Genomic DNA, 25172 nt, shown 5'->3' with positions numbered 1-25172 from the left:
AATCAGATTCTACCATATAGGACTACGAACCGAGAAGGCTATCGGGAGTACATATCTGATTCATCCATTTGTCAGGCTTGTCCGGTCTTACACCAATGTACCAAGAGTAAAAACCAGCAGAAGTTGGTTTTACGACACATTTGGCAGGATGCTTTGGATGAAGCCGAACACTTACGACACACAGAGGTAAATAAAGAGATTTACGCCAAGCGTAAAGAAACGATTGAACGTGTCTTTGCCGATCTCAAACAAAAGCATGGTATGCGTTGGACCAACCTAAAAGGGTTGGAAAAAAACTCAATGCAGGCGATGCTTGTTTTCGCTGCCATGAACCTAAAAAAATTAGCCAACTGGCACTGGAGGAACACCCATCCTCCAGCGTCACCAACAGACAATAGACGGAAATACGCGAAAACGCCTTTGAGAGTCATTTCTCAAAGGCGTTTTGTCTACGGTCTGAGACACTCCAATATAGGAGTGTCATAGGGCATTATTGTTGATATGGGAATTGATTGCTGTACCCTGAAAATTGCTGATAGCCTTGCTGGAGCTTTTGCTGGTCCGCTGCTTCTAATGAATAGAACCCTTTTTTAAACATTAAGTTGTATATATCTCGTTGACAATCCTGGGTTTCGGTAAAGATACCTAAAATGTCAGAGTATAGTTGTTGATGGCTTGCTTCGTTTAATGCAACTGAATAAGAAGCGGTCATATATTTTTCGGTTGTTAAAATATCGTTGATAAAATCACGATCATTCATTTGTGGTGTTTTCGGTACTTGCATCTCTGGGTTTTGAATTTTTGATTGTTGATTCATCTTGTTCGTCCCCCTTATTGTACCGGCATTTGTTGCTGCTGGTTAGTCTGTAAGTGATTAAGAATCATTTGATAATGCTTCTGATGCATGTTTCCTGCTGTTTCTAATGCTTGGCGAATTTCAGGATCTTGACATTGCTGTGCGAAAAAATGTGCTTTTTTCATCGCTAGCAAATTCCAAGAAAGCATATCAGAAATATATAGCTGATCCTTTGTCGAAATAACAGCTGGTGGTTGTTGCATAATGGTTTGGTTTTGTTTCATGGTCATTTGTTGTTGCTGCATGAGTATACCCTCCTTTGGATGCTGTTCATCACAGCGTATCCTTCATTCGGATACAAGGTTTAGTATGAAAAAAATTCGGTATACTATGAGATCTAATAATCACCAAATGAAATGCAAATAAGTTGTAACGTATGTGAAAATAAGCAATAATAACGGTAAAGATTGTAAGAGGGGAGGTTTAAGAGTGAGTATTACGATATATCATTATCCGAAATGTGGAACATGCAGAAAAGCGAAAAAATGGTTTGAAGACCACAATATTGCATTTAATGAAGTACATATAGTTGAGAACCCGCCGAGTAAAGAACAATTAAAAACAATGTATGAAAAAAGCGGGCTGGAACTAAAAAAATTCTTTAATACAAGTGGTCAAAAATATCGTGAACTTGGCTTAAAGGACAAGCTGAAAGATATGTCAGAGGATGATCTGCTCGAGCTACTTTCAAGTGACGGGATGCTAATTAAACGTCCAATCGCAACAGATGGCAATAAAGTTACGGTTGGCTTTAAAGATGAAGCCTATGAGCAAGCATGGAAATGAGTCATTTTTTTTCGTGAAGTAAAGCATGTATAATATAAGAAGTAATATGTAAACGGAGGGATTTAGATGAGCGCAAATTTACCTAAGGAACTAAAGTATTCAGAAGAACACGAGTGGGTTAAAGTAGAAGGAGAAAAAGTCCGTATTGGAATCACAGACTTTGCGCAATCAGAGCTTGGAGATATTGTTTTTGTTGAATTGCCCGAAATTGGAGATGAAATCGAAGCAGACGAGCCATTTGGTAGTGTTGAATCGGTGAAAACCGTGTCTGAGCTTTATGCTCCAATTAGTGGAAAGGTCGTTGAAATTAACGAAGAGCTTGACGATTCTCCAGAGTTTGTCAACGAGTCACCTTATGAAAAGGCATGGATGATTGTTATTGAGCCATCTGATAAGTCGGAAATAGACAAGCTTATGTCTGCTGAAGAATACGAGCAAATGATAAGCGAAGATTAATAAATGTTTTCAAGCCATGGGTTTTTCTCCCCATGGCTTATTTTTTTAGTGGTTAGTCGTTGTCTTGGTAGTGACTTACGGGTATGCACTAGCTAAGGAAGGGTAACTTAAAAATGACTTATCTAAAAAGGAGGAGTCATGATGGATTTGAAAAAGGTTGATATTACAAGTAAAGTAAACGGGAAAATGGTCGATGGAACGATGAGTTTATATATAGGTGATGCCAAAATAGGTGAAATCATAGAAACCAATCAAGGGTTGCAGCATGAAATGGCGGAAGGGTATTTATTTAAGGAAGATAAAATTTACCGTTTTGAAAATGCCGAGCCTCAAGAAGTTGAGTCCTATGTAAATGGTTGTGATGAAGGCTGGTGTTAACCAAGTGAGCTAGGCAAGGACACTGAAAAAGGCTTTTCAATAGATAGGACTACACTAATTCATGGGCTCCAACGAGGTTTTGACAGATTTCCTGTAAGCAACTGCATGAAAAGATTTTGTAAAACAGATACTATCGTTGTTAATTTGTTTGAAGGGAGAATACCATGGACGAACAACAAATGAATCCAATAGAAATGGCATTAGAGGACTACAAGCAAGGCTTAGGTGATTTTACAAAAAAAATGCCGAAAATCGCAGAAAAGTATAATGCATTTACGCAGGAATGCTTTGCAGAAGGCCAGCTTTCGAAAAAGGAAAAACAAATGATAGCTTTAGGGATTAGTGTTTTTTCTCAGGATGAGTATTGTATTATTTATCACACTAAGGGCTGCTTAGATGAAGGGTGTACTGAAGATGAAATATTAGAGGCTGTTGGTGTAACAGCAGCTTTCGGTGGAGGAGCTGCCATGAGTCAAGCTGTTACACTTGTGCAGGAGTCTATTACCGAGTTAAGTAAAAAAAGTGAAAACAGCGAAAATACCAAGAGCAAAAAAGGTAAAGAGGATAAGGAAAGTCAACTTTCGGGTTTAATCTAAAGTTTTTACCCTAATAAGGTTGGGACAATATGCCATACATGTTATGATAGTCGACAGAGTGATGTAAATGCATCACTCTGTTATTCATACATAATGAATTCATTCTTAGTTGCAAGTTGCGTTTCTTGAACTTAAGTTAAATTTGTTATAAGATTGTAATGAGAATAGATTGAGAATTGATCAATTTAAGGCTAAAAACTTACGCTTTGGAAATAAGCAGGATAAATTGGAGGTAATTAATCATGTCAGCACCGTATTTAAAGATTGAAAATTTACACGTATCAATTGAAGGAAAAGAAATTCTAAAAGACTTCAGCCTTGAAGTTAAAGGTGGAGAAATCCACGCAATTATGGGGCCGAATGGAACAGGTAAATCAACGTTATCATCTGCAATCATGGGTCACCCCAAGTATGAGATCACAAGTGGTTCAATTACGTTAGACGGAAAAGACGTCTTAGAAATGGAAGTTGACGAACGTGCACAAGCAGGATTATTCCTTGCAATGCAATATCCAAGTGAAATTAGTGGAATTACAAACTCTGACTTCCTTCGTTCTGCAATTAATGCAAAGCGTGAAGAAGGCGACGAAATCTCTCTTATGAAATTCATCCGTAAATTAGATGAGAAGATGGACCTTTTAGAAATGGACCAATCGTTCGCACATCGTTATTTAAACGAAGGTTTTTCAGGCGGTGAAAAGAAGCGTAACGAAATCCTACAGCTTCTAATGCTTGACCCGAAAATTGCGATTTTAGATGAAATTGACTCAGGTTTAGATATTGATGCTCTTAAAGTTGTATCTGAAGGTGTTAATGCAATGCGTAACCCAGAGTTTGGCTGCTTAATTATTACCCACTATCAACGTCTATTAAATTATATTAAGCCTGATAAGGTTCATGTCATGATGCAAGGTCGTATCGTTAAATCTGGTGGAGCTGAGTTAGCAGAACGTTTAGAAGCTGAAGGCTATGACTGGATTAAAGAAGAGCTTGGAATTGAAGATGAGCGTGTAAACCAAGAAGCATAATTTTTTAGACCATATGCTTACGACCATAAATATATTCAAGAATTAATAGTAAAGGGTGGGTATGTATGTCAGTCGAGACGAAAGTACCGTTCGAATCAGAACACATTCAAACATTCTCGAATGAACGTAAAGAGCCAAAATGGCTTTTAGACATTCGATTAAAAGGCTTAGAACTTTTTGAAACTCTAGCATTACCAAGACCGGAAAAAACTAAAATTGATAAATGGAACTTTACACAATTTTCTCATAGCGTTCAAGACGTTCCTGCTGTGAATAATATTGCTACACTCCCTGAAAATGTACGGGCATTAATTGGAGAGGAAACAGCTGAACAAAATTTAGTTGTTCAACAGGACACTTCTGCTGTTTTCGCAAAGCTGAATTCAGAGCTAAAGGACAAAGGCGTTATTTTTACAGACTTAAAAACGGCGGTAACTGAACATGAGGATCTTGTAAAGAAATACTTGTTCGGGGAAGCTGTAAATGTGGACGAAAACCGTTTAACAGCGTTACATGCTGCTTGTTTAAATGGAGGAGCTTTCGTCTATGTTCCTCGTAATGTGCAAGTAGAGCTACCACTTCAAGCGGTTTACTCTATTGACACAGTGGAAACAGGTTTATTCAACCACGTGATCGTTGTAGCTGAAGAGAATAGCTCGGTAACATATGTAGAGAATTACGTATCAACGGAAGGCCAAGCTGCTGTCGCAAACATTGTAGCTGAGGTTTATGCTGGAGCAGGTTCAAAAGTAGCATTTGGTGCTGTTGACAATTTAGCGACTGAAGTCACAACCTATGTCGTTCGCCGTGCACACGTTGAACGCGACGCACGAGTGGATTGGGCTCTTGGCCAAATGAATGATGGTAATACCGTTTCTGAAAATACCACTCATTTAATCGGTGATGGCTCATGGGCTGACACAAAGACTGTATCAATTGGTCGAGGAGAGCAAAAGCAAAATTTCACGACACAAATTTTCCATCATGGAAAGCATTCAGAAGGGCATATATTAAAGCATGGTGTTATGCGTGATTCAGCAACGGCGATTTTTAATGGAATTACTAAGATTGAACACGGTGCTACAAAGTCAAATGGTGAGCAAACTGAGCGTGTCCTTATGTTAAGCGAGAAGGCACGCGGCGATGCGAACCCGATTCTTCTAATTGACGAAGATGATGTTACAGCAGGGCACGCAGCATCAGTTGGTCGGATTGATCCATTACAAATGTTCTACCTAATGAGTCGCGGGATTCCACGCAAAGAAGCTGAGCGTTTAGTTATTCATGGATTCTTGGCTCCAGTTGTGAACCAACTGCCAATCGAATCCGTGAAGGAACGTTTACGTGAAGCGATTGAAAGGAAAGTTAAATGATGAATGCCAAAGAGATTAAAGAGCTGTTTCCCATTCTTAATCAGGAAGTAAACGGAAATCCGCTCGTCTATTTGGACAGTGCTGCAACATCGCAAAAGCCAGCAGTCGTCATTGAAAAAATCGATGATTACTACAGACGCTATAACTCAAATGTTCACAGAGGGGTTCATACACTTGGAACGTTTGCGACAGATGGGTACGAAGGTGCACGTGAGAAGGTTCGTTCTTTTATTGGTGCAAAATCAACAGAGGAAATTATTTTCACACGTGGGACAACGACAGCTCTTAACCTTGTAGCGTCAAGTTATGGCCGAGACAATTTATCGGAAGGCGATGAAATTGTCATCACCCCAATGGAACACCATAGTAATATTATTCCATGGCAACAGGTCGCAAAAGTGACTGGAGCAACGTTGAAATATTTACCTCTTCAAGAAGATGGAACCATTGATTTGGCTGATGCCGAAAACATGATTACTAACAATACGAAAATTGTATCGGTTATGCACGTGTCAAACGTACTTGGTACAATTAATCCTGTAAAAGAACTTGCAGCAATTGCTCATAAACATGGTGCTATCATGATTGTGGATGGGGCGCAAAGTACGCCTCATATGAAGGTTGATGTGCTAGATCTAGACTGTGATTTCTTTGCATTTTCTGGTCATAAAATGGTTGGTCCAACTGGAATTGGAGCACTATATGGCAAGAAAGAGCTTCTTAATAAAATGGAGCCGATTGAATTTGGCGGTGAAATGATTGACTTTGTTGGATTACAGGATTCAACTTGGAAGGAGCTCCCTTGGAAATTTGAGGGAGGGACGCCAATTATTGCTGGTGCGATTGGATTAGGGGCCGCAATTGATTTTCTTACTGAGATTGGTCTTGATGAAATTGAAAAGCATGAACATGAAATGGCTGCTTATGCACTAGAACGTCTTTCTGATATCGATGGAATTACGATTTATGGACCGCAAAAGCGTGCAGGTGTGGTAACATTTAATATAGATGATGTTCATCCACATGATGTGGCAACCGTTTTAGATGCTGAAGGTATTGCTGTTCGTGCTGGGCATCACTGTGCACAGCCGCTAATGAAGTGGCTGAACGCTACAGCAACTGCACGTGCTAGTTTTTATTTATACAACACGAAAGAAGACGTTGATGCATTAGTAGCTGGATTAGTAAAAACAAAGGAGTACTTTGGTGATGTCTTCTAATCTTGATACACTTTACCGACAAGTAATTATGGATCATTATAAAAACCCTCGAAATCGTGGCGAATTTGAAGATGAGGATACGTTAACGGTCAACATGAATAATCCTACATGTGGAGATCGGATTCAAATTCAAATGAAGCTTGAGGATGGGAAGGTAACTGCGGCTAAATTTGTTGGCGAAGGCTGCTCGATTAGTTTAGCTTCTGCTTCAATGATGACGCAGGCAGTAAAAGGATTGACACCTGAAGAAGCAAAGGCGATGTCGGCGATATTTTCCGATATGATGCTTGGAAAAGAATATGATGAGGACCGTTTCGACTTAGGGGATATTGAAGCCCTACAAGGTGTGTCAAAGTTCCCAGCTCGAATTAAATGTGCAACATTAGCGTGGAAGGCGATGGAGAAAGGCCTACAGGACCACGAAGAATAATCTGAAAGAATATAAGGAGGGTTTACGACATGGCGAAAAAAATGCCAGATATCGGCGAATACAAATATGGGTTTTCGGACCGTGACGTCTCAATCTTTCGTTCTAAGCGAGGATTGACACGTGAAATTGTTGAGGAAATCTCGCGTATGAAAAATGAGCCCGAGTGGATGCTAGATTTCCGTTTGAAATCGTTAGAAACATTTTATAAAATGCCTATGCCTCAATGGGGTGGGGATTTATCGGAGCTTAATTTCGATGACATTACGTACTATGTAAAGCCGTCTGAGAAGTCTGAGAAATCTTGGGATGAAGTACCTGAAGAGATTAAAAACACGTTTGATAAGCTTGGAATTCCTGAAGCAGAACAAAAATATTTAGCTGGGGTTTCTGCGCAATATGAATCAGAGGTTGTTTACCATAACATGAAAGAAGACCTTACGGAGCAAGGGATTCTTTTCACAGATACGGATACAGCTTTAAAAGAACATGAAGAAATTTTCAGAGAGCACTTTGGTACAATTATTCCACCAACGGATAACAAGTTTGCTGCTTTGAACTCCGCTGTTTGGTCAGGTGGTTCGTTTATTTACGTTCCTAAAGGGGTAAAAACCGATACACCGCTGCAAGCCTATTTCCGTATTAACTCAGAAAACATGGGGCAGTTTGAACGTACACTAATCATTGCTGATGAAGATAGCTCTGTACACTATGTTGAAGGTTGTACAGCACCTGTATACTCAACAAATTCACTTCATAGTGCGGTTGTCGAAATCATTGTTAAGAAAGATGCGTACTGCCGTTATACGACTATTCAAAACTGGGCACCGAACATTTACAACCTTGTAACAAAGCGTGCGGTTGCTGATGCAGGTGCAACAATGGAATGGGTTGATGGAAACATCGGTTCAAAATTAACGATGAAATACCCTGCTGTTATTATGCGTGGTGAAGGCGCAAAAGGAACGATTCTTTCGATTGCAATTGCAGGGAAAGGGCAGCATCAAGATGCCGGCGCAAAGGTTCACCATCTTGCTCCTAACTGTTCATCTACAATCGTGTCTAAATCCATTTCAAAGCATGGTGGTAAAGTAACGTACCGTGGTATTTGTCACTTTGGCCGTAAATCACAAGGGTCGAAATCGAAAATCGAGTGTGATACGTTAATTATGGATAATGAGTCAACATCTGATACAATTCCATATAACGAAATTTTAAACAACAACATTACGCTTGAGCACGAAGCGACAGTTTCTAAAGTGTCAGAGGACCAATTGTTCTATTTAATGAGCCGTGGTATTTCTGAACAGGAAGCGACAGAGATGATTGTTATGGGCTTCATCGAGCCATTTACAAAAGAATTACCAATGGAATACGCTGTTGAAATGAACCGTCTCATTAAGTTTGAGATGGAAGGTTCAATTGGGTAATACAAGGAATAAAGCGAATCCGAAAAGGGTTCGCTTTTCCTTCATACATAATAAATAACCAGGTTCCGTTTTGAGATAATGATTAATCCAAGCTGAACCTGATTATTTATTTAGTAATAGAGGTGAAGTGCCTTGATTTACATTGGGCTAGCTGGATGGGGTGACCATCTATCATTATATGAAGCAACAGGAAGCAAGCCAACGCTTGAAACGTATTCGAGCTACTTTCCGATTGTAGAATTAGATGCCTCTTACTATGCTGTACAGCCCATTCGAAATATGAAAAAGTGGGCAAATGAGACACCTGATTCGTTTCAGTTTATTGTTAAAGCCTTTCAAGGCATGACTGGTCATCAACAAGGAAGTGATCCTTTCGAAAACAAAAAGGACATGTTTTCAGCATTTTTAGAATCACTACAACCATTAATAGAGAAAAAGAAGCTTGCGATGGTTCTTTGTCAGTTCCCCCCTTGGTTTGATTGTAAAAAGGAGCATGTCCAGTATTTACGCTATGTTAAGGAACAATTAGAAGAGGTCCCTGCTGCTTTAGAATTTCGGAATCGAACATGGTTTTCTCCGAGCATGATAGAAAAAACATTAGCGTTTATGAAGGAAGAGCGATGGATTCATAGCATTTGCGATGAGCCTCAGGCTGGTACGGGCTCAATTCCGATCGTTTTAAAGCCAACGGATGAGAAGAAAACATTGATTCGTTTTCATGGTCGTAATCACTATGGTTGGAAGGATCCTGGTAATGGACGGTGGCGGGAAGTACGTTATTTGTACCGCTATAAAGAAGAGGAACTACAGGAGTGGTATGATTATCTCCAAGAACTAAAACAACAAACTGACGACATTTATATTATTTTTAATAACAACTCAGGAGGAGACGCTGCCGACAACGCCATGCAACTTCTCTCCATGCTCGGCATCGAATACAAAGGCCTCTCCCCAAAACAACTAAACTTATTTTAGTAAAGAAGCGAAGTGTGCTTCTTTACGAAAGAAGAAGGCGGTTTTCCCTTCTTCTCAAGGTTTAAAAAAAGAAGCGAAGTGTCCTTCTTTACGAAAGAAGAAGGCGGTTTTCCCTTCTTCTCAAGGTTTAAAAAAAAGAAGCGAAGTGTGCTTCTTTACGAAAGAAGAAGGCGGTATTCCTTCTTCTCAAGGTTTAAAAAAAGAAGCGAAGTGTGCTTCTTTACGAAAGAAGAAGGCGGTATACCTTTTTCTCAAGGTTTAAATAAAGAAGCGAAGTGTGTTTCTATACGAAAGAAGAAGGTGGTATTCATTCTACTTAAGGTTTAAAAAAAGGACGCGATTTGTGCTTCTTTGCGAAAGAAGAAGGCGGTATACCTTTTTCTCAAGGTTTAAATAAAGAAGCGAAGTGTGTTTCTATACGAAAGAAGAAGGTGGTATTCATTCTACTTAAGGTTTAAAAAAAGGACGCGATTTGTGCTTCTTTGCGAAAGAAGAAGGCGGTATACCTTTTTCTCAAGGTTTAAATAAAGAAGCGAAGTGTGTTTCTATACGAAAGAAGAAGGTGGTATTCATTCTACTTAAGGTTTAAAAAAAGGACGCGATTTGTGCTTCTTTGCGAAAGAAGAAGGCGGTATACCTTTTTCTCAAGGTTTAAATAAAGAAGCGAAGTGTCCCTCTTTACGAAAGAAGACGGCGGTATTCCTTCTTTTCAAGGTTTTAAAAAAGAAGCGAAGTGTGCTTCTTTACGAAAGAAGAAGGCGGTATTCCTTCTTCTCAAGGTTTAAAAAAAGAAGCGAAGTGTGCTTCTTTACGAAAGAAGCAGGTGGTTTCCTTCTTCTCAAGTTTTTACTAAACTTAAAGAGGGTTTTATATGGAATGGATTGTGTTACTGCTGATTGGGTTAGTTGCTGGAACGCTTGGCAGTGTAATGGGACTAGGTGGTGGCATAGTTATTGTTCCAGCTTTACTTTTGTTTGCCTATTACTTACCGATATTAAATCATATGACACCTCAAGTGGCAGTCGGAACCTCATTGTTAATTATGATTTTTACTGGTCTCTCCTCAACATTTGCTTATATGAAGCAGAAAAAAATTGACTTTAAAAGTGGAGCGATATTTTTTACTGGTAGTGCTCCTGGCGCATTGTTTGGTGTTTGGTTAAACAAAGGGATTAACGTCGATGCGTTTTTTCTTTACTTTGGGCTTTTTATTTTATTCGTCTCTTTTATTCTATTTATTAGAAACCATATAAAACCGTTACCAGGAAGGCTTTCTGGAGTTGAACGCAGTCATATAGATCAGGAAGGTCATCATTATACATATCGTTTTCATCCTTTTATCGCCATTATAATCGCTTTTTGTGTTGGAATGGTTTCTGGTCTTTTTGGTGTTGGAGGAGGATCGCTAATGGTTCCTGCTATGATTGTATTGTTTGGCTTTCCTCCACATATTGCAGTGGCGACATCGATGTTTATGATTTTATTGTCTTCCATTGTTGGCTCTATTTCTCATATAGCATTAGGTAACGTTGATTGGTTTCTTGCAACGGCCCTGATTCCAGGAGCTTGGTTTGGAGGTCAGCTTGGAGCAGCGATAAACCGTCGCTTATCAAGCGACACGTTAGTGATGGTTTTTCGCATATTTTTAATAGTTATGGCAATACGCTTAATTTTTAATGGTAGTTTTTGAATGAATGAGGAGGAAAACTAGGAACCGATGACAACCGTACAATTAACATTCTTTCATACAAATGATATTCATAGCTGCTTTGATTATTGGCCACAGATTATCGCTTATACAAAGAAGCACCGAGATGGAAATAGTTTATTCTTTGAACTTGGCGATCATGCGGACCGTAGTCATCCAATTACGGAGGCAACAGAAGGAAAAGGAAATGTTCGACTACTGAATGAAGCGAAAGTTGATTTTGCAACGATTGGAAATAATGAAGGTATCACATTTTCGAAAGACCAATTAAATACATTATATAATGAAGCGAAATTCTCAGTAATTGTAGCAAACCTCTTTGATGAAAAGGGGAATCGACCAGACTGGGCAAAGCCTTATGTTATTCATCAATTAAACAGCGGAGTGAAAATAGGGATTATTGGTTTAACCGCGCCGTTTACTCGATTCTATCAGCAGTTAGGCTGGAAAATTGAGCACCCAATTCAATTATTAAAAAAATTAGTTGATGAGGTGAGACCTCAAGTAGATGTTGTCATCCTGATGTCCCATCTTGGCTTATTTCGAGATGAAGAAATAGCGGAAACAGTTGATGGGATTGATATCATTTTAGGCGCGCATACTCATGATGTTTTAAAACAAGGAAAGACTATTTGTGGTACTTTAATCGCTCAGGCTGGAAAATATGGCGCGCACTTCGGGAAAATTAACCTTCATTATGACCAGGCTACCAAAACTGTTGTTCATAAAGAGGCCAAATTATTACAAGTCGAAAAGGACTGGGAAGAAGATTCGGCTACAACTACACTGTTAAAACAATTACAACAGCAAGCATCTAAGCAATTAGCAGAGCCTGTTGCGATATTACCTAAGACGTTACTTGTTTCTTGGGAGGAAGAAACTGAGGCGGTCGATTTGCTCTGTCGTGCGTTAGCAGAGTGGTGTGATCAAGAAATTGGCATGATTAATGCAGGTGTGTTGCTAGAATCTCTCCAAAAAGGAACAATTACGAAGGCGGACATTCATCGAATATGTCCACATCCGATTAACCCTTGTGTAGTGAAATTATCAGGACTGGAATTGTTGAAGACCATTGAGCGTTCTCGTACAACTGAAATGAAAACCTTACAGTTACGAGGGTTTGGTTTTCGGGGGAAGGTGTTAGGAAAAATGATTTTTACGGGGATAACGATTCGAGAAAAAAGCGATGGTACGTTAGGGGAAGTCGATGTACTTGGAAAACCGCTTCAGCTTGATAGAGAGTATACGATTGCAACATTAGATATGTACACGTTTGGCCACCTTTATCCGGATGTAGCAGAATCGTCATTTAAGGATTACTATATGCCTGAGTTATTACGTGACATACTGGCATGGAAGCTTGGGCAAACATATGCTTAAAATAATTCACGTTCTATTTACTTTGCTCATATCGTATTACGAGTAAGGAATGAGCAAACGATAAGGAGCGTGAAATCAATGCTAGATATGAACCCAATTAAAATTGAGGGAGAGACGTTTATTGCAGTGACGTTAAAGCTTCCTAAAACAAATTTCATGGCAGTTATGAATGATACGGGATATATTATGTGTGGTGCATTGGATGTCGCGTTATTAAATGATAAATTAAAGGAACGAAAAATTGTTGCAGGGCGTGCAGTTGGAGTTCGGACAATTGACCAACTCCTTGAGGCACCACTTGAATCGGTAACATTAGAGGCAGAAGAGCTTGGCATTAAAGCGGGGATGAAGGGGAAAGATGCATTACTTAAAATGAAGTATGATTAATCTGAAAGCCTCAGTATCTTAGATGCTGAGGTTTTCATTAATTTTCACTATAATAACCAATAGCGTTAATTAATTGAAACATAAACATCTATTCTCTAAAAGTAATCCTCTATTTTCAGATAGTTTACCTTGAAGTTCGACAGTTTTCATGTAAAACTACAAGTATGATAAATCCTATGATAAAGGGAGAACAAAATGAGATTAGTGGCGACGAAGTCTGTTGAACCAGGTACGAAGCTTGGCAAGCCCATATTTAACGATAATGGACAAGTGCTTTTATTCGAGGGAGTGGAGCTAACAGAACGAGTGTTAGAGCGCCTTTTAAATTTAGGTATATCATTTATATATATATATGATGAGAGAACTGAGGATATCGTCGTAGAAGACGTCATTACCGATGAAACTAGGCATAAAGCGATTAAATTTATAAAGAGAGAATTTCAATCGATTAGCAATGACTTAAAGCTAAATATGTCGATAAATTGTGATTATCTTAGTCGGAACTTTTCAGAGGTTGTGAAAAGTATTTTATCTGACATTAAGCAAAAAGAGGATGCCCTCGCTTTACTAAGTGATGTTTATGTTTACGATAATTATATTTTTACTCATTCCTTAAATGTGACGGTGTATACTCTAGCCTTGGCCGTTGAAGTTGGATTTACTGAAAAGCAGTTAATGGAAATAGGCTTAGGGGCTCTTTTACATGATGTTGGAAAAATGGCCATTCCTAGTGAGATACTGAATAAACCAGGGCGGCTAACGCGAGAAGAGTTTGATGTTATCAAAACCCATCCGAAAGTGGGCTTTGATATGCTGAAAAATTTACCGAACATATCGTTAGTCACAGCTCATTGTGCATTACAGCATCATGAACGAATGGATGGGACAGGCTATCCACAAGGGTTAACGAATGAAAGTATTCATTTGTATGCAAAGCTGATTGGGATTGCTGATGTATTCGATGCTGTTACATCCCATCGAGTGTATCGAAGGCCGATGCTACCACATGAAGCGTTAGAGCTATTATATTCAGGGGTCAATACCCAATTTGATAAACGTTTGGTTGAAGCATTTAGTCGAGCGGTTGCAGTGTATCCGGTTGGGGTAACGGTGACACTTAATGATGAACGCGAGGCCATTGTGATTAAACAAAATAAGCAGCTAAGTTCTAGACCAGTCGTTCGCGTTATATCTGAGAAAGGTAAGAAGCTCGAATCCTCTTATGACATCAACTTAATGCAGCAAATCAATATAACCATTGTTGAAATCGAATCGACGCAAGCAGCCCCAGCGTCGTCAAAAAAGGAGTAAGATGAAGAATGAAACAATATTTAGATTTATGTAAGCATGTGTTAGAAAGTGGCGCAGAAAAATCTGATCGGACAGGGACAGGGACGATTAGTACGTTTGGCTATCAAATGAGGTTTAACCTTAATGAGGGTTTTCCCCTAGTGACAACGAAGAAACTTCATCTTCGGTCGATTATCCATGAACTGCTTTGGTTTTTAAAAGGAGAGACCAATGTCCGTTATTTAAAAGAAAATGGTGTCCGGATTTGGAATGAATGGGCAGATGAGGACGGAGAGCTAGGTCCTATATATGGTAAGCAGTGGCGCTCATGGGAAGGGGCAAATGGAAAAACGGTTGATCAAATTTCTGATGTTATTCGCCAAATTAAGGAGAACCCAGATTCACGTCGATTGATTGTTAGTGCATGGAATGCAGCAGAAATTGATGAGATGGCCTTAGCACCATGCCATTGTTTCTTTCAATTTTACGTAAATGATGGCAAACTTTCTTGCCAGCTCTACCAACGTAGTGCAGATGTATTCTTAGGTGTTCCGTTTAATATCGCCTCTTATGCGCTTTTAACAATGATGATAGCTCAAGTAACCGACTTAGAGCCTGGTGATTTTGTGCATACATTTGGCGATACGCATATTTATTTGAACCATTTAGAGCAAGTAAAGCTTCAATTAACGCGAGAGCCACGTTCACTTCCGAAGGTGAAGATCAATCGTGAGGTTTCTTCTATCTTTGACTTTACATATGAGGATTTTGAACTTGTCGATTATGATCCACACCCTCATATAAAAGGTGAGGTGTCGGTATGATTTCATTTATTTTTGCAATGGATGAACAGCGCACAATTGGAAAAGACAATGACTTACCGTGGCACCTTCCTGCTGACTTGGCTTTTTTTAAACGAACAACGTTAGGGCATACGATTGTGATGGGAAGAAAAACATATGAATCGATTGGTCGCCCTTTGCCTAAGCGTCGGAATGTCGTATTAACACGAAGTCAGGATTTTCAGGCACCTGGCTGTGAAGTTGTTCATTCCGTAGATGAGGTCAAAGCGTTATCCAATGAAGACGAAGAGTTATTCATTATCGGTGGCACGGAATTATTTAAGCTATTTTGGAATGATGTAGACCGTTTATATGTTACAAAAATTCACGAAACCTTTGAGGGAGATACTTTCTTTCCAGAGATCTCAGAAGCTGATTGGAAGCTCGTTTCGGTAGAAAAAGGAAAGGTCGATGAAAAAAACCGTCATGCTCATGACTTTTGTCTCTACGAAAGAAAAGGATAAAGTAATGTTTTTAGAACAAGTAATAATTAGTGGTCAAACTACCTACCTCCTTTGCATAGAATGAAGCGAAGGGGGTTTTCAACATGACCTTTAAGAGAAAAATTAGACCCCGAAAAGGCCCGCTGCCGTTTCGGTATGTGTTGCTCTTATCTTTCTTAATATTTATTATATTAACTGCTCAAGGGTTATGGATTATTGAGAAGGGGATACGTCCGACATTGCTACAAATTGCAACGACGGAAACGAAGGTGATAGCGACCAAAGCGATTAACGATGCGGTTGATAAAAAAATAACTGATGGTTTGACTCAAGAAGAACTCTTTATTGTTGATAAAGACTCGGAAGGCTATATTCAAATGATTCAGTTCAATACCCAAATTTACAACCGTGTCCTCTCAGAAGCAACGAATCGGGTGCAACGACATTTAAAGGCGATCGAACAAGGAGAGGTTTTCGATATTGATGCTTCTGATGATGTTGATGTTGAGGTAGGGTCAGATACGGATGCTGAAGGCGGTATTATTTATACGATACCTTTAGGGCAAGCAACAAACAATGCGTTACTTGCTCAGTTAGGACCGAAAATTCCTGTGCGCTTTTCAGCCATTGGAGATGTAAGACCAGACTTGAATTTAGAAGTAAAAGATACCGGTATTAATAATACGACGATGATCGTAAACTTTGATTTGGTCGTCGACGTTAAAATTGTGATTCCATTTGCGACAAATACAGAAGCGGTTAAGGCAACGATTCCAATTGGGCTTGTAACGGTTCAAGGACGAGTACCAGATGTATATGCAGAAGGAGGCGGAATGGTTCTGCCGGTTGACCCACCTTCTGATTCAAAATCAAGTAATTAGCGTTGTAAAAGCACGAAGAACATGATATATTAGTTCAGGTTGTCGAAAAATGTCAGCGCTTGCCTAGTAGAAAAAACTAGGGTTCAGGCAATAATGGCTACCATTATTGCCTGTTTGCGTATGTGTAAATGTATTCAAACTAACAACTTTAGAGAAAGGACATTACAGTATGGAAACGTCGATTTTATCGTTATTACCACCGGTCTTAGCATTAGTTATGGTCATTATTACGAGACGGGTTCTTTTATCGCTAGGGATTGGAATTGTTGTCGGTGCCTTACTTTTACATCAATTTAACCCGATTGAAGCGTTAGCAAATGTGTATGGAATTTTTGTTGGAATCTTTTTTAGCTATGGAGACATCGAGCAGGTTACGTTTCAATCGGTAACAGAGGCCGTTTTTGCTTCAGGCTTTGCCTTAAATACGTGGGAACTCTTTATTATTTTGTTTTTGCTACTATTAGGTATGCTTGCCGCATTGGTAACATTTTCAGGTGGGAGCCGTGCGTTTGGTGAGTGGGCGATTAAGCGTGTGAAAACAAGAAGAGGAGCTCAGCTTTTAACCGTTATTTTAGGGGTTATCGTTTTTATTGATGATTATTTTAATAGTTTAACGGTTGGGAATGTCAGCCGTCCTTTAACAGATCGCCATCAAATTTCTCGGGCTAAACTCGCTTATTTAGTTGATTCAACAGCTGCTCCTATTTGTGTTATTGCCCCAGTATCGAGTTGGGGAGCTTACATCATTGCAATTATCGCAGGGATTTTAGCAACGCATGGAGTAACGGAGTATGAAGCTTTACAAGCGTTCATCTTAATGATCCCGATGAATATCTATGCGGTTGTTGCGATGCTACTCGTTTTTTCGGTTGCGATGTTCAATTTAAACATTGGCCTTATGAAAACGCATGAAACAGCGGCAATGGAGACAGGTCAATTGGTCGATCCGAAGCGTGGACCAGTTCCTGGCGATCAAGAAGGATTAGGTTCAAATCGTTACGGTACAGTAGGGGATCTTGTTTGGCCGATTCTTGCGCTAGTGATCTCAACGGTGTTTTTTATGGTTTGGACAGGCTTACAGGCATCAGAAGGACAAGCCTCTCTATTAGCTATTTTTGAAAATACAGACGTGGCGACATCACTTGTGTACGGTGGAGTTGTCGGGTTGGTCGTAACGCTTTTATTAAATTGCGTTGAAAAGGCCCGTCCAATTGAACTGTTACAAGCGTTACGTGAAGGAATTAAATCGATGCTACCAGCCATTTATATCTTACTGGCAGCCTGGGTTATTATCGCGATTATTGACCAACTAGGGACGGGTGAATATCTCGCCATCAAAATTGAGGAAGCAAATTTAAACCCTATGTTTCTTCCAGCTATATTGTTTGTTGTTGCTGGGTTTGCTGCATTTTCAACGGGGACCTCATGGGGAACGTTTGGCTTACTGTTGCCAATCGCAGGTGAAATGGCTGCAGTATTAGATATAACACTTATGCTGCCAATGCTTGCTGCAGTACTAGCAGGATCCATTTTTGGGGATCATTGTTCACCTATTTCAGATACAACGATTCTTTCGTCAACAGGGGCAGGCAGTCATCATATTGATCACGTCATTACCCAGTTACCTTATGCACTTTTAGGAGCTGTAATTACGTTTATTTCCTACCTCATTCTAGGGGTAACGATGAGCGTTTCTTTAGCTCTAGTTTCAGCGGTCATGTTATTGGCAATTTGTGTGTTCTTTATAAGAAAAAAGAATGGGTATCGAGTTAATGAGTAAATTTTCGGTAGAAAACTCACCAAATGTTTAGATTTTCTACCGAAAAGGTATTACAATATAGTCGATTCTAAAAAAATGTGTAAGAATTATGATATTTTTAGGATCGATGAATAGTCATGAACAAAGACTTTAACTTTAAAACGAAAGGAGATTAGAAAATGGCTAATCGAGAACAATGGGGAACACGCGCTGGCTTTATTTTAGCTGCAATCGGTTCTGCGGTAGGATTAGGAAACATATGGCGTTTTCCTTATGTCGCTTATGAAAATGGTGGAGGAGCTTTCTTTTTACCGTACTTATTTGCTTTATTAACAGCAGGGATTCCCCTTCTTATTATGGAGTTTACTCTCGGCCACAAATATCGTGGCTCTGCGCCATTATCGTATGCACGTCTTAGTAAGAAAACAGAATGGATTGGCTGGTGGCAAGTTGCGATTTCATTTGTTATTTCAACTTACTATGCTGTTATTATTGCATGGGCCCTTGCTTACACCTATTTTGCTGTAAACCAACGTTGGGGAGATGCACCAGGAGACTTCCTAATGGGGGACTTTTTACAAAGAGTGGATATCGTGTCAGGTGGCGCACCAGGAGATTTTGGTTCAATTGTTGGGGGGGTATTCTTCCCATTAATTCTTGTATGGGTAGTTACACTTGCTGTTTTATTTAAAGGGGTTAAGCGTGGAATTGAGGTTGCTAACCGGATTTTTATTCCGTTATTAGTCGTGATGTTCCTTTTAATCGTTATTCGTGCGTTAACACTGGAAGGGGCAATGACTGGTTTAGATGCGTTCTTTAAACCAAATTGGTCAGAAATTATGTCTCCAAGCGTATGGGTTGCGGCCTATGGACAAATCTTCTTCAGCCTTTCGATAGCGTTTGCCATTATGATTACGTATTCAAGTTATTTACCGAAAAAATCGGATATTAACAACAATGCCTTTATTACAGGCTTTAGTAATTCAAGCTTTGAATTACTTGCGGGGATTGGGGTCTTTGCGGCACTTGGCTTTATGGCAAATGCTAGCGGAGTGGCTGTTTCAGAGGTCGCAAGTGCTGGAATTGGATTAGCCTTTGTCGTCTTCCCTGAAATTATTAATACGTTCCCAGGAATGAATGGCTTCTTTGGGGTCTTATTCTTTGGTTCGCTTGTGTTAGCAGGATTATCGTCATTGATTTCGATTACAGAAACGTTTATTTCAGCAATTCAGGATAAATTCCATGTATCACGTACAAAGGCAGTTGCGTTTGGTGGAGGTCTTGCTGCAATTATTTCGATTATGTTTGCGACGCAAGGTGGTCTTTTCTTCTTAGACGCAGCAGATTATTTCATCAACCAGTTCGGTATTGCGTTAGCTGGATTAATTTCCGTTATTGCTGTCGCTTGGTTTGTCAAAGAACTTCCTGGATTACAAGAGCATGCAAACCGTGTGTCAGATTTTAAAACAGGGTTATGGTGGAAAGTATGCTTAGGCGTCGTTACTCCGGTTGTTTTAGGATACATGGCGATTCAAAATACAATCGAGAACTTCACAAATAATTACGAAGGTTATCCTACTTCGTTCTTGCTCTACTCAGGTTGGTTTGTAGCAATCGGAGCAATTATTGTCGGGTTTATTTTCTCAGCGATGAAGTGGCAAAAAGGGGACTTAAACGTTCCTTCAGACTCAACTGAAAAAGGGGCTGAATAATAATGAGTGCAAGTGCAGTTGTCATGATGATTATCGGAATGGTGATTATTTGGGGTGGAATGGCCCTTAGTATTACAAATGCCGTGAAAGTAGCGAAACAAAAAAAGTCGTAAAGTTGTTAAAACCTTCCAGTTCGTACTGGAGGGTTTTTTTGGTCCGTAAAATGATACTTAAGTTGTTATATCACTCTACTAAGTATAGAAAATGGCAAACGATCTCATAATGGTAGGTAAGAATATTGATTCTTACAAGGAGTTGTGGCTATGAGTAAACGAAGATTTAGGGAATATTTTCACCGTACGATAAAACTAAATCCAGAGTTGAAGGAGCCGCTTAATGATTTTCTAGCAAACATTACACTTCCGAATCACGATTTAACGAAAACACAGTCTTTTGAAGACTTACTTACTCATATTTTTAAAGATTGTGATGATGTTCATTTCCGGAAGATAGAGCTGTCACCAACGCAAACGTTACTTCTAGTTTACATTAAAGGCTTGGTAGACGAACAAGCCATTGAGAAGATGATAGTCCGACCAATTTTTGACAGAGAAGATGCAGAGAAAAAAGACCATTATTCCGAAACACTTACGAGTCTATCACCAAAGAAATATCAAGATCTTGAAACGCTCGTTCAAGGTGCATTGACAGGGGATGTGATTATTCATTTGGACGGCGATAAGCCTGTTCAGGTTTCCTTAAATGGAATGGAAACTCGGAGTCTTTCACCACCACTTACTGAACAGCAGGTATATGGAGCGAAGGTTGGCTTTATTGAAGATAGTAAAAGTAATATTGCTTTAATGAGACAATACTTTCCTGATCCAAGGTTAAAAGTAAAGAACTATAATATTGGCACTCTTAGCCATACACATGTTGGTTTACTCTATTTAGATGATTATGCAGACGAAAATCTGCTAGATGAGGTTCAAAATAAATTAGCTTCAATTAAGGTAGAAAAAATATTTTCGTCTCGTGAACTTGCAGAACAAGTAATCGAACGTCCAAATTCGCTTTTTCCACAAGTTCAAAAAACAGAAAGAGTCGATCAAGTCGCTTATGCTTTGACTCAAGGACGGATAGCATTAATGGTAAATAATACACCGTTCTGCAACGTTTTACCAATAGGCCTTACTACCTTTTATGAAACAGCAGAAGATAACGATGAAGGGACAACATGGAGCATGATGTTCATTCGATTTTTACGGTATGTTTGCTTAATCATCTCCACGTTACTCCCGGCACTGTATGTTTCATTAGTAGCCTTTCATCCCGAGTTGATTCCAACAACCTTAGCGATGACGCTTGCTGAGTCACGAAATAATATTCCATTACCGGCAGGCCTTGAGGCGTTATTGATGATGTTTGCCTTAGATGTACTAGTTGAAGCAAGTATTCGATTACCGAGCTTTATCGGACAAACGGTTGGTATTGTTGGAGGACTTGTAATTGGTCAAGCAGCAGTCACTGCCGGGGTTGTTAGTAGTGCAATGGTTATTGTCATTGCATTTACTGCTATCGCTTCCTTTACCGTCCCTTCATGGGAGTTGGCGACTTCTTTACGGTTGGTCCGCTATTTGCTTTTGTTTGTGTCAGTGTTTTTTGGATTATATGGTTTAACGTTAGGCGTATGTCTTATCTTTATTCACCTTAGCTCCTTAGAATCATTTTCTAAGCCTTACCTTGACCCGATTGCTCCATTTAATTTCAAAGGGCTGAAGGCTATGTTTTTTAAACGTATTCCGGGATCAAAGGGTGAAAAGACATGAGTGAACAATCCAAATATTTTTCAAGCTTTGATGTGTTTGCCTTTACAATCTGTTCAACGATAGGAATTGGTATGGTTTTTTTACCGTTTGTCGGAGGGGAAGAAATAAGAAGTGCGTGGTTATTCATGCTATTTGTTTCTTTACCTTTTTTTCTTTTACTGTATCTAATGTCACAATTTGCAAAGAGGTATGAAAATCCAAACTTGATTTTACAATTAAAAGAGAATATATACCCAGTCCTATTTTGGCCGATTGTTATTTACTTTATGATTAGTACGATTTTTGGGGGGATTGTAATTTTGCGGGGATTACTCGTGATGACACAGGTATTCCTGCTGCCGAACAGCCCCCAATGGGTTATATTAGGATACTTCTTAAGTATTGCAGCAATTGGTGTACTTTATGGAATCAAAACGATAACCCGTTTTGTCGTGGTGTTTGTTGCCATAGAATTTTTTGTCTTCTTCGTTTTAATTTTTTTCGGGTTTAGAGAAAATTTTCGAATCATTTATGTTTTGCCTGTTCAGCCAAACGAATTGATCGTTCTAGTCAAAAGTTCAATTTCTGATTTAGCTAGGTTTGCAGGACTTGTGACGCTGCTTTCCTTTATCCCTTATGTAAAAAACAAAGATAAGCTGTTATTCCCGATGAATCTAGGGTTAGGTTTTGTCGTGCTATTTTATGTCGTTTTAAGTTTAATCGTTATCGGTACGTTCGGGTTTGAAGAAGCCTTAAATTTATTATCACCATTAATTGCCGTAGTCCAAACTTTTTCAACTGGCCAAGGTGTGTTTGAACGATTTGATTTATTCTTTTTAAGTTTTTGGCTTGCAGCTTTTTTAAAATTAACGATGATTCTTATTTGGTTTAGTTCATTTATTATTAAAGAAAGTATACCGAACATTTCTAAGCCGTTTACGATTTTTATCGTTGTTTTTTTAATGGGACTAGGGGCATTATTGATTCCAAATTACGATTATCAAGTATGGGGAATGCACCATCGAAACGCGGCATTTTATTCACTCATCCTGCCAATCTTTTTATTATCCTATTTATTGATTAAGAAAAGGAAGGATTCATAATGGTTAGGACGTTGTTAATTGCGGTGGTTCTTCTCATTGTTTTAACTGGTTGTTTATATGATTCACGTGAGCTTGATCATCGTTCTCTTATAATGGGGATGGCTATTGAAGAGGGAAAGGAACATCTTTTCTCGATTACAATCCAATTACCAGTATTAACACAGGGGACAGAGACAGGAACGGGGCCGAGTGCGAGAGAATTTGAAACATTTACTGCGGAAGCGGATACGTTATGGGATGCTTTAAGTGAACTTGAATCTGTAACGCCATCGATATTATTTTTCGGTCATATGAAAACCGTCATGATATCGGAAGCTGTGGCAAAGGAACATCTACCGAAAGTATTAGATTTATTAGCGCGTGAATCTTCAGTTGGAAGCCAAGTTTATTTACTTGTCATTGAGGGCTCTGCCAAAGAATTTTTGCAGGCAGAGTCACCGTTAGTTAGCTTACCGTCACTTTATGTGAATCGGTATTTTAGTTCAGATCAAAAATTATCGCGTTCTCAAGGAGTTAAGCTTTATGAGTATCGCAGAGATAGCAATACGATTTCCAATGTTGCTACTTTACCACTAGCAAAAATTGAGGACAACGTCATTAAGATTCAAGGGATGGCCTTTTTTAAAAATGATCACTTGGTCGAAAAATTACAAGGCAATCTAGTCGGATTAAGTGAGTTAATGAAGGAAGACCGTCTAGACTTTATGAATTATACAACCGTCGTTGAGGATCATAAGGTCAATTTAAGTAGGATTAAGTTAACACAGGACGTTGATTTTGATGAAACCAATCCGGTTCAATTTCACCTAAAGATTAAAGGAAAAGGTGAAGTTATTGCAATTGATGATATTAATAAAATGATAGATAACGAATTGATTGACAAGATAAATAAAAAAATGGAACAAGAAATAAAGACTGATATCGAACAATTAATAAATAAATTACAACAAAAAAACATCGAACCCTGGCTGATGGGACAGCGTATTTGGGGGCTGAACCCTTCCTATTTTAATAAGTTGAAATGGGAAGAAGAAGGATGGAAAAATGCCCAATTTACGGTTGACGTCAAATTCAATATAACGAATACAGGGCAACGAGATTTATTTACAAAAGAGAGAAAGGAACGTTGAGGAGGGTGTCTCGAAAGGCTAAGACACCCTGCAACGTAATGCTATACTTAAGAATAAAAACGGAAAACCGTTATTATTTCTTTTTTCGTTTTTGGTATGCTTGACGTTCCCATTTTTTTAGTGATGGATAAGGGTCAAAGGACCATTCAGTTCGACCATTATCACGGTACATACCGTAGTGGAGGTGAGGTGGGAATTTCCCTTGTGTTCCTGGCTTCCCGTAGCCTGAGCTTCCGCAGTAGCCAATAACGTCACCTGGTGCGACGATCGTACCTTCTTCAATTCCTTTTTCGAAACCACTTAGATGGGCGTAATAATGGTAGACGTTATCCAAATCGCGAATTCCAACTCGCCAGCCACCATACATGTTCCATCCTTTTATTTCAACGATACCGTAGGCTGTTGCACGAATTGGAACATTATAATTAGCAAAAATATCGGTACCTTCATGAATTCTGCGACCACCCCAGCCGCGTCGATCTCCCCACGTGTTGTTGTAACTGTAATTATAATTTAGTGGCATTGGAAAGGCGTGTTCATCTAACTCCAAAGTACCGAATTTTTCATAAACCTTAGCGTGTCCGTGGACAATATTAACGGACTTTTCCCGTTGGTAATACTCCCACAGAGCAATTCGAAAATCTTCTTCATCATACCCATACTTTTCAAGGTAACGAGCAAAGGTATACAGGACATCTTCATCGTCGTTACGATCCGCAATACCATCACCATTCCCATCAAGTCCAACCCCATCAAACATACTGATGGATAAAGGATTCGTATCATCTAAATCTGGGTTTAGAGGACCAGCCCATTGACTTGGTGCGTAAAAAATTGAGATTAACCCTTCTTCTGTCGGGCGATCTCGAATTGCTTTTCGTAAGCCGCGCTCATATGTATCAGCGGCAGCTAAATAATACCAAGGTACGTTTGTGAGGGTTTCTGTTTTTTTATAAAGAGCAAGTCGCTTTTCATATTTCTCTGCTGCTGTCATTTCTTCCTTCTCGGCTCCAAGTGTTGTAGGAGCAACGCTTAAGACAGAGAAAAGAAGGACGAAAATTAGTATTGCTTGCTTCATGCTCCAATCGACTCCTTTTTTTGTTTAACTTTGCATTCTTACTTATAGTCTGTAAAAAGTTCGTCAAAACATAGGTGAGAATCAATGGAAATTTTGAGCCGTACCTTGGTCATTTGTAGTAAATCATGATAAAGTAGGGAAGAGAGAGAAGAATAATAGTGAACTTTTTATTTTGTTGATTATTTG

Annotated in this window: 26 protein-coding genes and 1 pseudogene; 24 read left to right on the top strand and 3 right to left on the bottom strand. The window is 39.2% G+C overall.

The features are described 5' to 3' along the window. Positions 1 to 500, top strand: a pseudogene (locus B1R93_RS11010) (transposase); the annotation flags it as partial. Here B1R93_RS11010 and B1R93_RS11005 read toward each other — a convergent pair. After that, the gene (locus B1R93_RS11005; RefSeq protein WP_088104016.1) at positions 491 to 817 is read right to left on the bottom strand and encodes a spore coat protein; all 327 of its coding nucleotides are present in this window, start codon (positions 815 to 817) and stop codon (positions 491 to 493) included. The pseudogene B1R93_RS11010 and the gene B1R93_RS11005 sit on opposite strands and share 10 nt — an antisense overlap. 14 nt (positions 818 to 831) lie before the next feature. Next, the gene (locus B1R93_RS11000; RefSeq protein WP_088104015.1) at positions 832 to 1101 is read right to left on the bottom strand and encodes a hypothetical protein; all 270 of its coding nucleotides are present in this window, start codon (positions 1099 to 1101) and stop codon (positions 832 to 834) included. Between the two features lie 184 nt (positions 1102 to 1285). Between B1R93_RS11000 and B1R93_RS10995 the strand changes: the two genes are divergently transcribed. The 23 genes from B1R93_RS10995 (at position 1286) to B1R93_RS10880 (ending at position 23908) form a co-directional block, all read left to right on the top strand. Further along, positions 1286 to 1642, top strand: coding sequence for an arsenate reductase family protein (locus B1R93_RS10995; RefSeq protein WP_088104014.1), 357 nt, complete (start codon positions 1286 to 1288; stop codon positions 1640 to 1642). 66 nt (positions 1643 to 1708) lie between these two features. Continuing rightward, positions 1709 to 2098, top strand: coding sequence for a glycine cleavage system protein GcvH (gene gcvH, locus B1R93_RS10990; RefSeq protein ID WP_088104013.1), 390 nt, complete (start codon positions 1709 to 1711; stop codon positions 2096 to 2098). A gap of 141 nt (positions 2099 to 2239) precedes the next feature. Then, a complete protein-coding gene (locus B1R93_RS10985; RefSeq protein ID WP_088104012.1) occupies positions 2240 to 2476 on the top strand; it encodes a YusG family protein in 237 nt (78 codons plus the stop codon). Between the two features lie 164 nt (positions 2477 to 2640). Further along, entirely contained in the window at positions 2641 to 3072 is a 432-nt protein-coding gene (locus B1R93_RS10980; protein WP_088104011.1) for a carboxymuconolactone decarboxylase family protein, read from the top strand. Between the two features lie 242 nt (positions 3073 to 3314). Beyond that, positions 3315 to 4100 (top strand): Fe-S cluster assembly ATPase SufC, encoded by a 786-nt coding sequence (gene sufC / locus B1R93_RS10975; RefSeq protein WP_088104010.1) that lies wholly within the window; start codon positions 3315 to 3317, stop codon positions 4098 to 4100. Positions 4101 to 4165: 65 nt separating this feature from the next. Continuing rightward, positions 4166 to 5473, top strand: coding sequence for a Fe-S cluster assembly protein SufD (gene sufD, locus B1R93_RS10970; protein WP_088104009.1), 1308 nt, complete (start codon positions 4166 to 4168; stop codon positions 5471 to 5473). Then, on the top strand, positions 5473 to 6693 hold the full coding sequence (locus B1R93_RS10965) for a cysteine desulfurase (protein ID WP_088104008.1): 1221 nt from the start codon (positions 5473 to 5475) through the stop codon (positions 6691 to 6693). Before sufD ends, B1R93_RS10965 begins: the two co-directional genes overlap by 1 nt. After that, entirely contained in the window at positions 6680 to 7123 is a 444-nt protein-coding gene (gene sufU / locus B1R93_RS10960; protein ID WP_088104007.1) for a Fe-S cluster assembly sulfur transfer protein SufU, read from the top strand. The genes B1R93_RS10965 and sufU overlap by 14 nt, the downstream gene beginning before the upstream one ends. A 29-nt stretch (positions 7124 to 7152) precedes the next feature. Next, positions 7153 to 8550, top strand: coding sequence for a Fe-S cluster assembly protein SufB (gene sufB / locus B1R93_RS10955; protein WP_088104006.1), 1398 nt, complete (start codon positions 7153 to 7155; stop codon positions 8548 to 8550). A 132-nt stretch (positions 8551 to 8682) separates the two neighbouring features. Then, positions 8683 to 9525, top strand: a complete 843-nt coding sequence (locus B1R93_RS10950; RefSeq protein ID WP_088104005.1) for a DUF72 domain-containing protein — start codon at positions 8683 to 8685, stop codon at positions 9523 to 9525. Between the two features lie 871 nt (positions 9526 to 10396). Next, positions 10397 to 11215: a sulfite exporter TauE/SafE family protein gene (locus B1R93_RS10940; RefSeq protein WP_088104003.1), complete on the top strand. Its 819-nt coding sequence runs from the start codon at positions 10397 to 10399 to the stop codon at positions 11213 to 11215. A 27-nt stretch (positions 11216 to 11242) separates the two neighbouring features. Continuing rightward, positions 11243 to 12613 carry a bifunctional metallophosphatase/5'-nucleotidase gene (locus B1R93_RS10935; RefSeq protein ID WP_088104002.1) on the top strand — a complete coding sequence of 457 codons (1371 nt, stop codon included), beginning with the start codon at positions 11243 to 11245 and terminating at the stop codon, positions 12611 to 12613. 78 nt (positions 12614 to 12691) lie between these two features. Next, entirely contained in the window at positions 12692 to 13000 is a 309-nt protein-coding gene (locus tag B1R93_RS10930; RefSeq protein ID WP_088104001.1) for a YunC family protein, read from the top strand. Between the two features lie 195 nt (positions 13001 to 13195). Beyond that, positions 13196 to 14311, top strand: a complete 1116-nt coding sequence (locus B1R93_RS10925; protein ID WP_088104000.1) for an HD-GYP domain-containing protein — start codon at positions 13196 to 13198, stop codon at positions 14309 to 14311. An 8-nt stretch (positions 14312 to 14319) separates the two neighbouring features. Further along, positions 14320 to 15114 carry a thymidylate synthase gene (locus B1R93_RS10920; protein WP_088103999.1) on the top strand — a complete coding sequence of 265 codons (795 nt, stop codon included), beginning with the start codon at positions 14320 to 14322 and terminating at the stop codon, positions 15112 to 15114. Continuing rightward, on the top strand, positions 15111 to 15596 hold the full coding sequence (locus tag B1R93_RS10915; protein ID WP_088103998.1) for a dihydrofolate reductase: 486 nt from the start codon (positions 15111 to 15113) through the stop codon (positions 15594 to 15596). Before B1R93_RS10920 ends, B1R93_RS10915 begins: the two co-directional genes overlap by 4 nt. An 83-nt stretch (positions 15597 to 15679) precedes the next feature. Then, complete coding sequence (gene yunB / locus B1R93_RS10910; protein ID WP_088103997.1) at positions 15680 to 16456, top strand: sporulation protein YunB; 777 nt, start codon at positions 15680 to 15682, stop codon at positions 16454 to 16456. A 169-nt stretch (positions 16457 to 16625) separates the two neighbouring features. After that, a complete protein-coding gene (locus B1R93_RS10905) occupies positions 16626 to 18236 on the top strand; it encodes a Na+/H+ antiporter NhaC family protein (protein WP_088103996.1) in 1611 nt (536 codons plus the stop codon). Positions 18237 to 18394: 158 nt separating this feature from the next. Next, positions 18395 to 19927 carry a sodium-dependent transporter gene (locus B1R93_RS10900; RefSeq protein ID WP_088103995.1) on the top strand — a complete coding sequence of 511 codons (1533 nt, stop codon included), beginning with the start codon at positions 18395 to 18397 and terminating at the stop codon, positions 19925 to 19927. A 2-nt stretch (positions 19928 to 19929) separates the two neighbouring features. Further along, positions 19930 to 20040, top strand: a complete 111-nt coding sequence (locus tag B1R93_RS10895) for a methionine/alanine import family NSS transporter small subunit (RefSeq protein WP_088103994.1) — start codon at positions 19930 to 19932, stop codon at positions 20038 to 20040. Between the two features lie 150 nt (positions 20041 to 20190). Continuing rightward, complete coding sequence (locus B1R93_RS10890) at positions 20191 to 21696, top strand: spore germination protein (RefSeq protein ID WP_088103993.1); 1506 nt, start codon at positions 20191 to 20193, stop codon at positions 21694 to 21696. Next, a complete protein-coding gene (locus tag B1R93_RS10885; protein WP_088103992.1) occupies positions 21693 to 22778 on the top strand; it encodes a GerAB/ArcD/ProY family transporter in 1086 nt (361 codons plus the stop codon). The genes B1R93_RS10890 and B1R93_RS10885 overlap by 4 nt, the downstream gene beginning before the upstream one ends. After that, positions 22778 to 23908, top strand: coding sequence for a Ger(x)C family spore germination protein (locus tag B1R93_RS10880; RefSeq protein ID WP_088103991.1), 1131 nt, complete (start codon positions 22778 to 22780; stop codon positions 23906 to 23908). The genes B1R93_RS10885 and B1R93_RS10880 overlap by 1 nt, the downstream gene beginning before the upstream one ends. Before the next feature lie 73 nt (positions 23909 to 23981). Here the strand turns inward: B1R93_RS10880 and B1R93_RS10875 are convergent, their stop codons facing one another. Beyond that, on the bottom strand, positions 23982 to 24986 hold the full coding sequence (locus B1R93_RS10875) for a M23 family metallopeptidase (RefSeq protein WP_088103990.1): 1005 nt from the start codon (positions 24984 to 24986) through the stop codon (positions 23982 to 23984). Positions 24987 to 25172: the final 186 nt, after the last annotated feature.

The organism is Halalkalibacter urbisdiaboli, from assembly GCF_002156385.1.
Lineage (GTDB): Bacteria > Bacillota > Bacilli > Bacillales > Bacillaceae_D > Halalkalibacter_A > Halalkalibacter_A urbisdiaboli.
Note: the sequence above shows the minus strand (reverse complement) of the source record. Positions and strands in the feature narration are given on the sequence as shown.

Bases quoted from the DNA above. Each gene is read 5' to 3' on its own strand.
- yunB (WP_088103997.1), top strand. From the start codon at position 15,680: ATGACCTTTAAGAGAAAAATTAGACCCCGAAAAGGCCCGCTGCCGTTT.
- B1R93_RS10985 (WP_088104012.1), top strand. From the start codon at position 2,240: ATGGATTTGAAAAAGGTTGATATTACAAGTAAAGTAAACGGGAAAATG.
- B1R93_RS10895 (WP_088103994.1), top strand. From the start codon at position 19,930: ATGAGTGCAAGTGCAGTTGTCATGATGATTATCGGAATGGTGATTATT.
- B1R93_RS10920 (WP_088103999.1), top strand. From the start codon at position 14,320: ATGAAACAATATTTAGATTTATGTAAGCATGTGTTAGAAAGTGGCGCA.
- B1R93_RS10965 (WP_088104008.1), top strand. From the start codon at position 5,473: ATGAATGCCAAAGAGATTAAAGAGCTGTTTCCCATTCTTAATCAGGAA.
- B1R93_RS10905 (WP_088103996.1), top strand. From the start codon at position 16,626: ATGGAAACGTCGATTTTATCGTTATTACCACCGGTCTTAGCATTAGTT.
- sufC (WP_088104010.1), top strand. From the start codon at position 3,315: ATGTCAGCACCGTATTTAAAGATTGAAAATTTACACGTATCAATTGAA.
- sufD (WP_088104009.1), top strand. From the start codon at position 4,166: ATGTCAGTCGAGACGAAAGTACCGTTCGAATCAGAACACATTCAAACA.
- B1R93_RS10900 (WP_088103995.1), top strand. From the start codon at position 18,395: ATGGCTAATCGAGAACAATGGGGAACACGCGCTGGCTTTATTTTAGCT.
- B1R93_RS11005 (WP_088104016.1), bottom strand. From the start codon at position 817: ATGAATCAACAATCAAAAATTCAAAACCCAGAGATGCAAGTACCGAAA.
- B1R93_RS10890 (WP_088103993.1), top strand. From the start codon at position 20,191: ATGAGTAAACGAAGATTTAGGGAATATTTTCACCGTACGATAAAACTA.
- B1R93_RS10885 (WP_088103992.1), top strand. From the start codon at position 21,693: ATGAGTGAACAATCCAAATATTTTTCAAGCTTTGATGTGTTTGCCTTT.
- B1R93_RS10935 (WP_088104002.1), top strand. From the start codon at position 11,243: ATGACAACCGTACAATTAACATTCTTTCATACAAATGATATTCATAGC.
- B1R93_RS10940 (WP_088104003.1), top strand. From the start codon at position 10,397: ATGGAATGGATTGTGTTACTGCTGATTGGGTTAGTTGCTGGAACGCTT.
- gcvH (WP_088104013.1), top strand. From the start codon at position 1,709: ATGAGCGCAAATTTACCTAAGGAACTAAAGTATTCAGAAGAACACGAG.
- sufB (WP_088104006.1), top strand. From the start codon at position 7,153: ATGGCGAAAAAAATGCCAGATATCGGCGAATACAAATATGGGTTTTCG.
- B1R93_RS10925 (WP_088104000.1), top strand. From the start codon at position 13,196: ATGAGATTAGTGGCGACGAAGTCTGTTGAACCAGGTACGAAGCTTGGC.
- B1R93_RS10875 (WP_088103990.1), bottom strand. From the start codon at position 24,986: ATGAAGCAAGCAATACTAATTTTCGTCCTTCTTTTCTCTGTCTTAAGC.
- B1R93_RS10915 (WP_088103998.1), top strand. From the start codon at position 15,111: ATGATTTCATTTATTTTTGCAATGGATGAACAGCGCACAATTGGAAAA.
- B1R93_RS11000 (WP_088104015.1), bottom strand. From the start codon at position 1,101: ATGCAGCAACAACAAATGACCATGAAACAAAACCAAACCATTATGCAA.
- B1R93_RS10880 (WP_088103991.1), top strand. From the start codon at position 22,778: ATGGTTAGGACGTTGTTAATTGCGGTGGTTCTTCTCATTGTTTTAACT.
- B1R93_RS10980 (WP_088104011.1), top strand. From the start codon at position 2,641: ATGGACGAACAACAAATGAATCCAATAGAAATGGCATTAGAGGACTAC.
- B1R93_RS10930 (WP_088104001.1), top strand. From the start codon at position 12,692: ATGCTAGATATGAACCCAATTAAAATTGAGGGAGAGACGTTTATTGCA.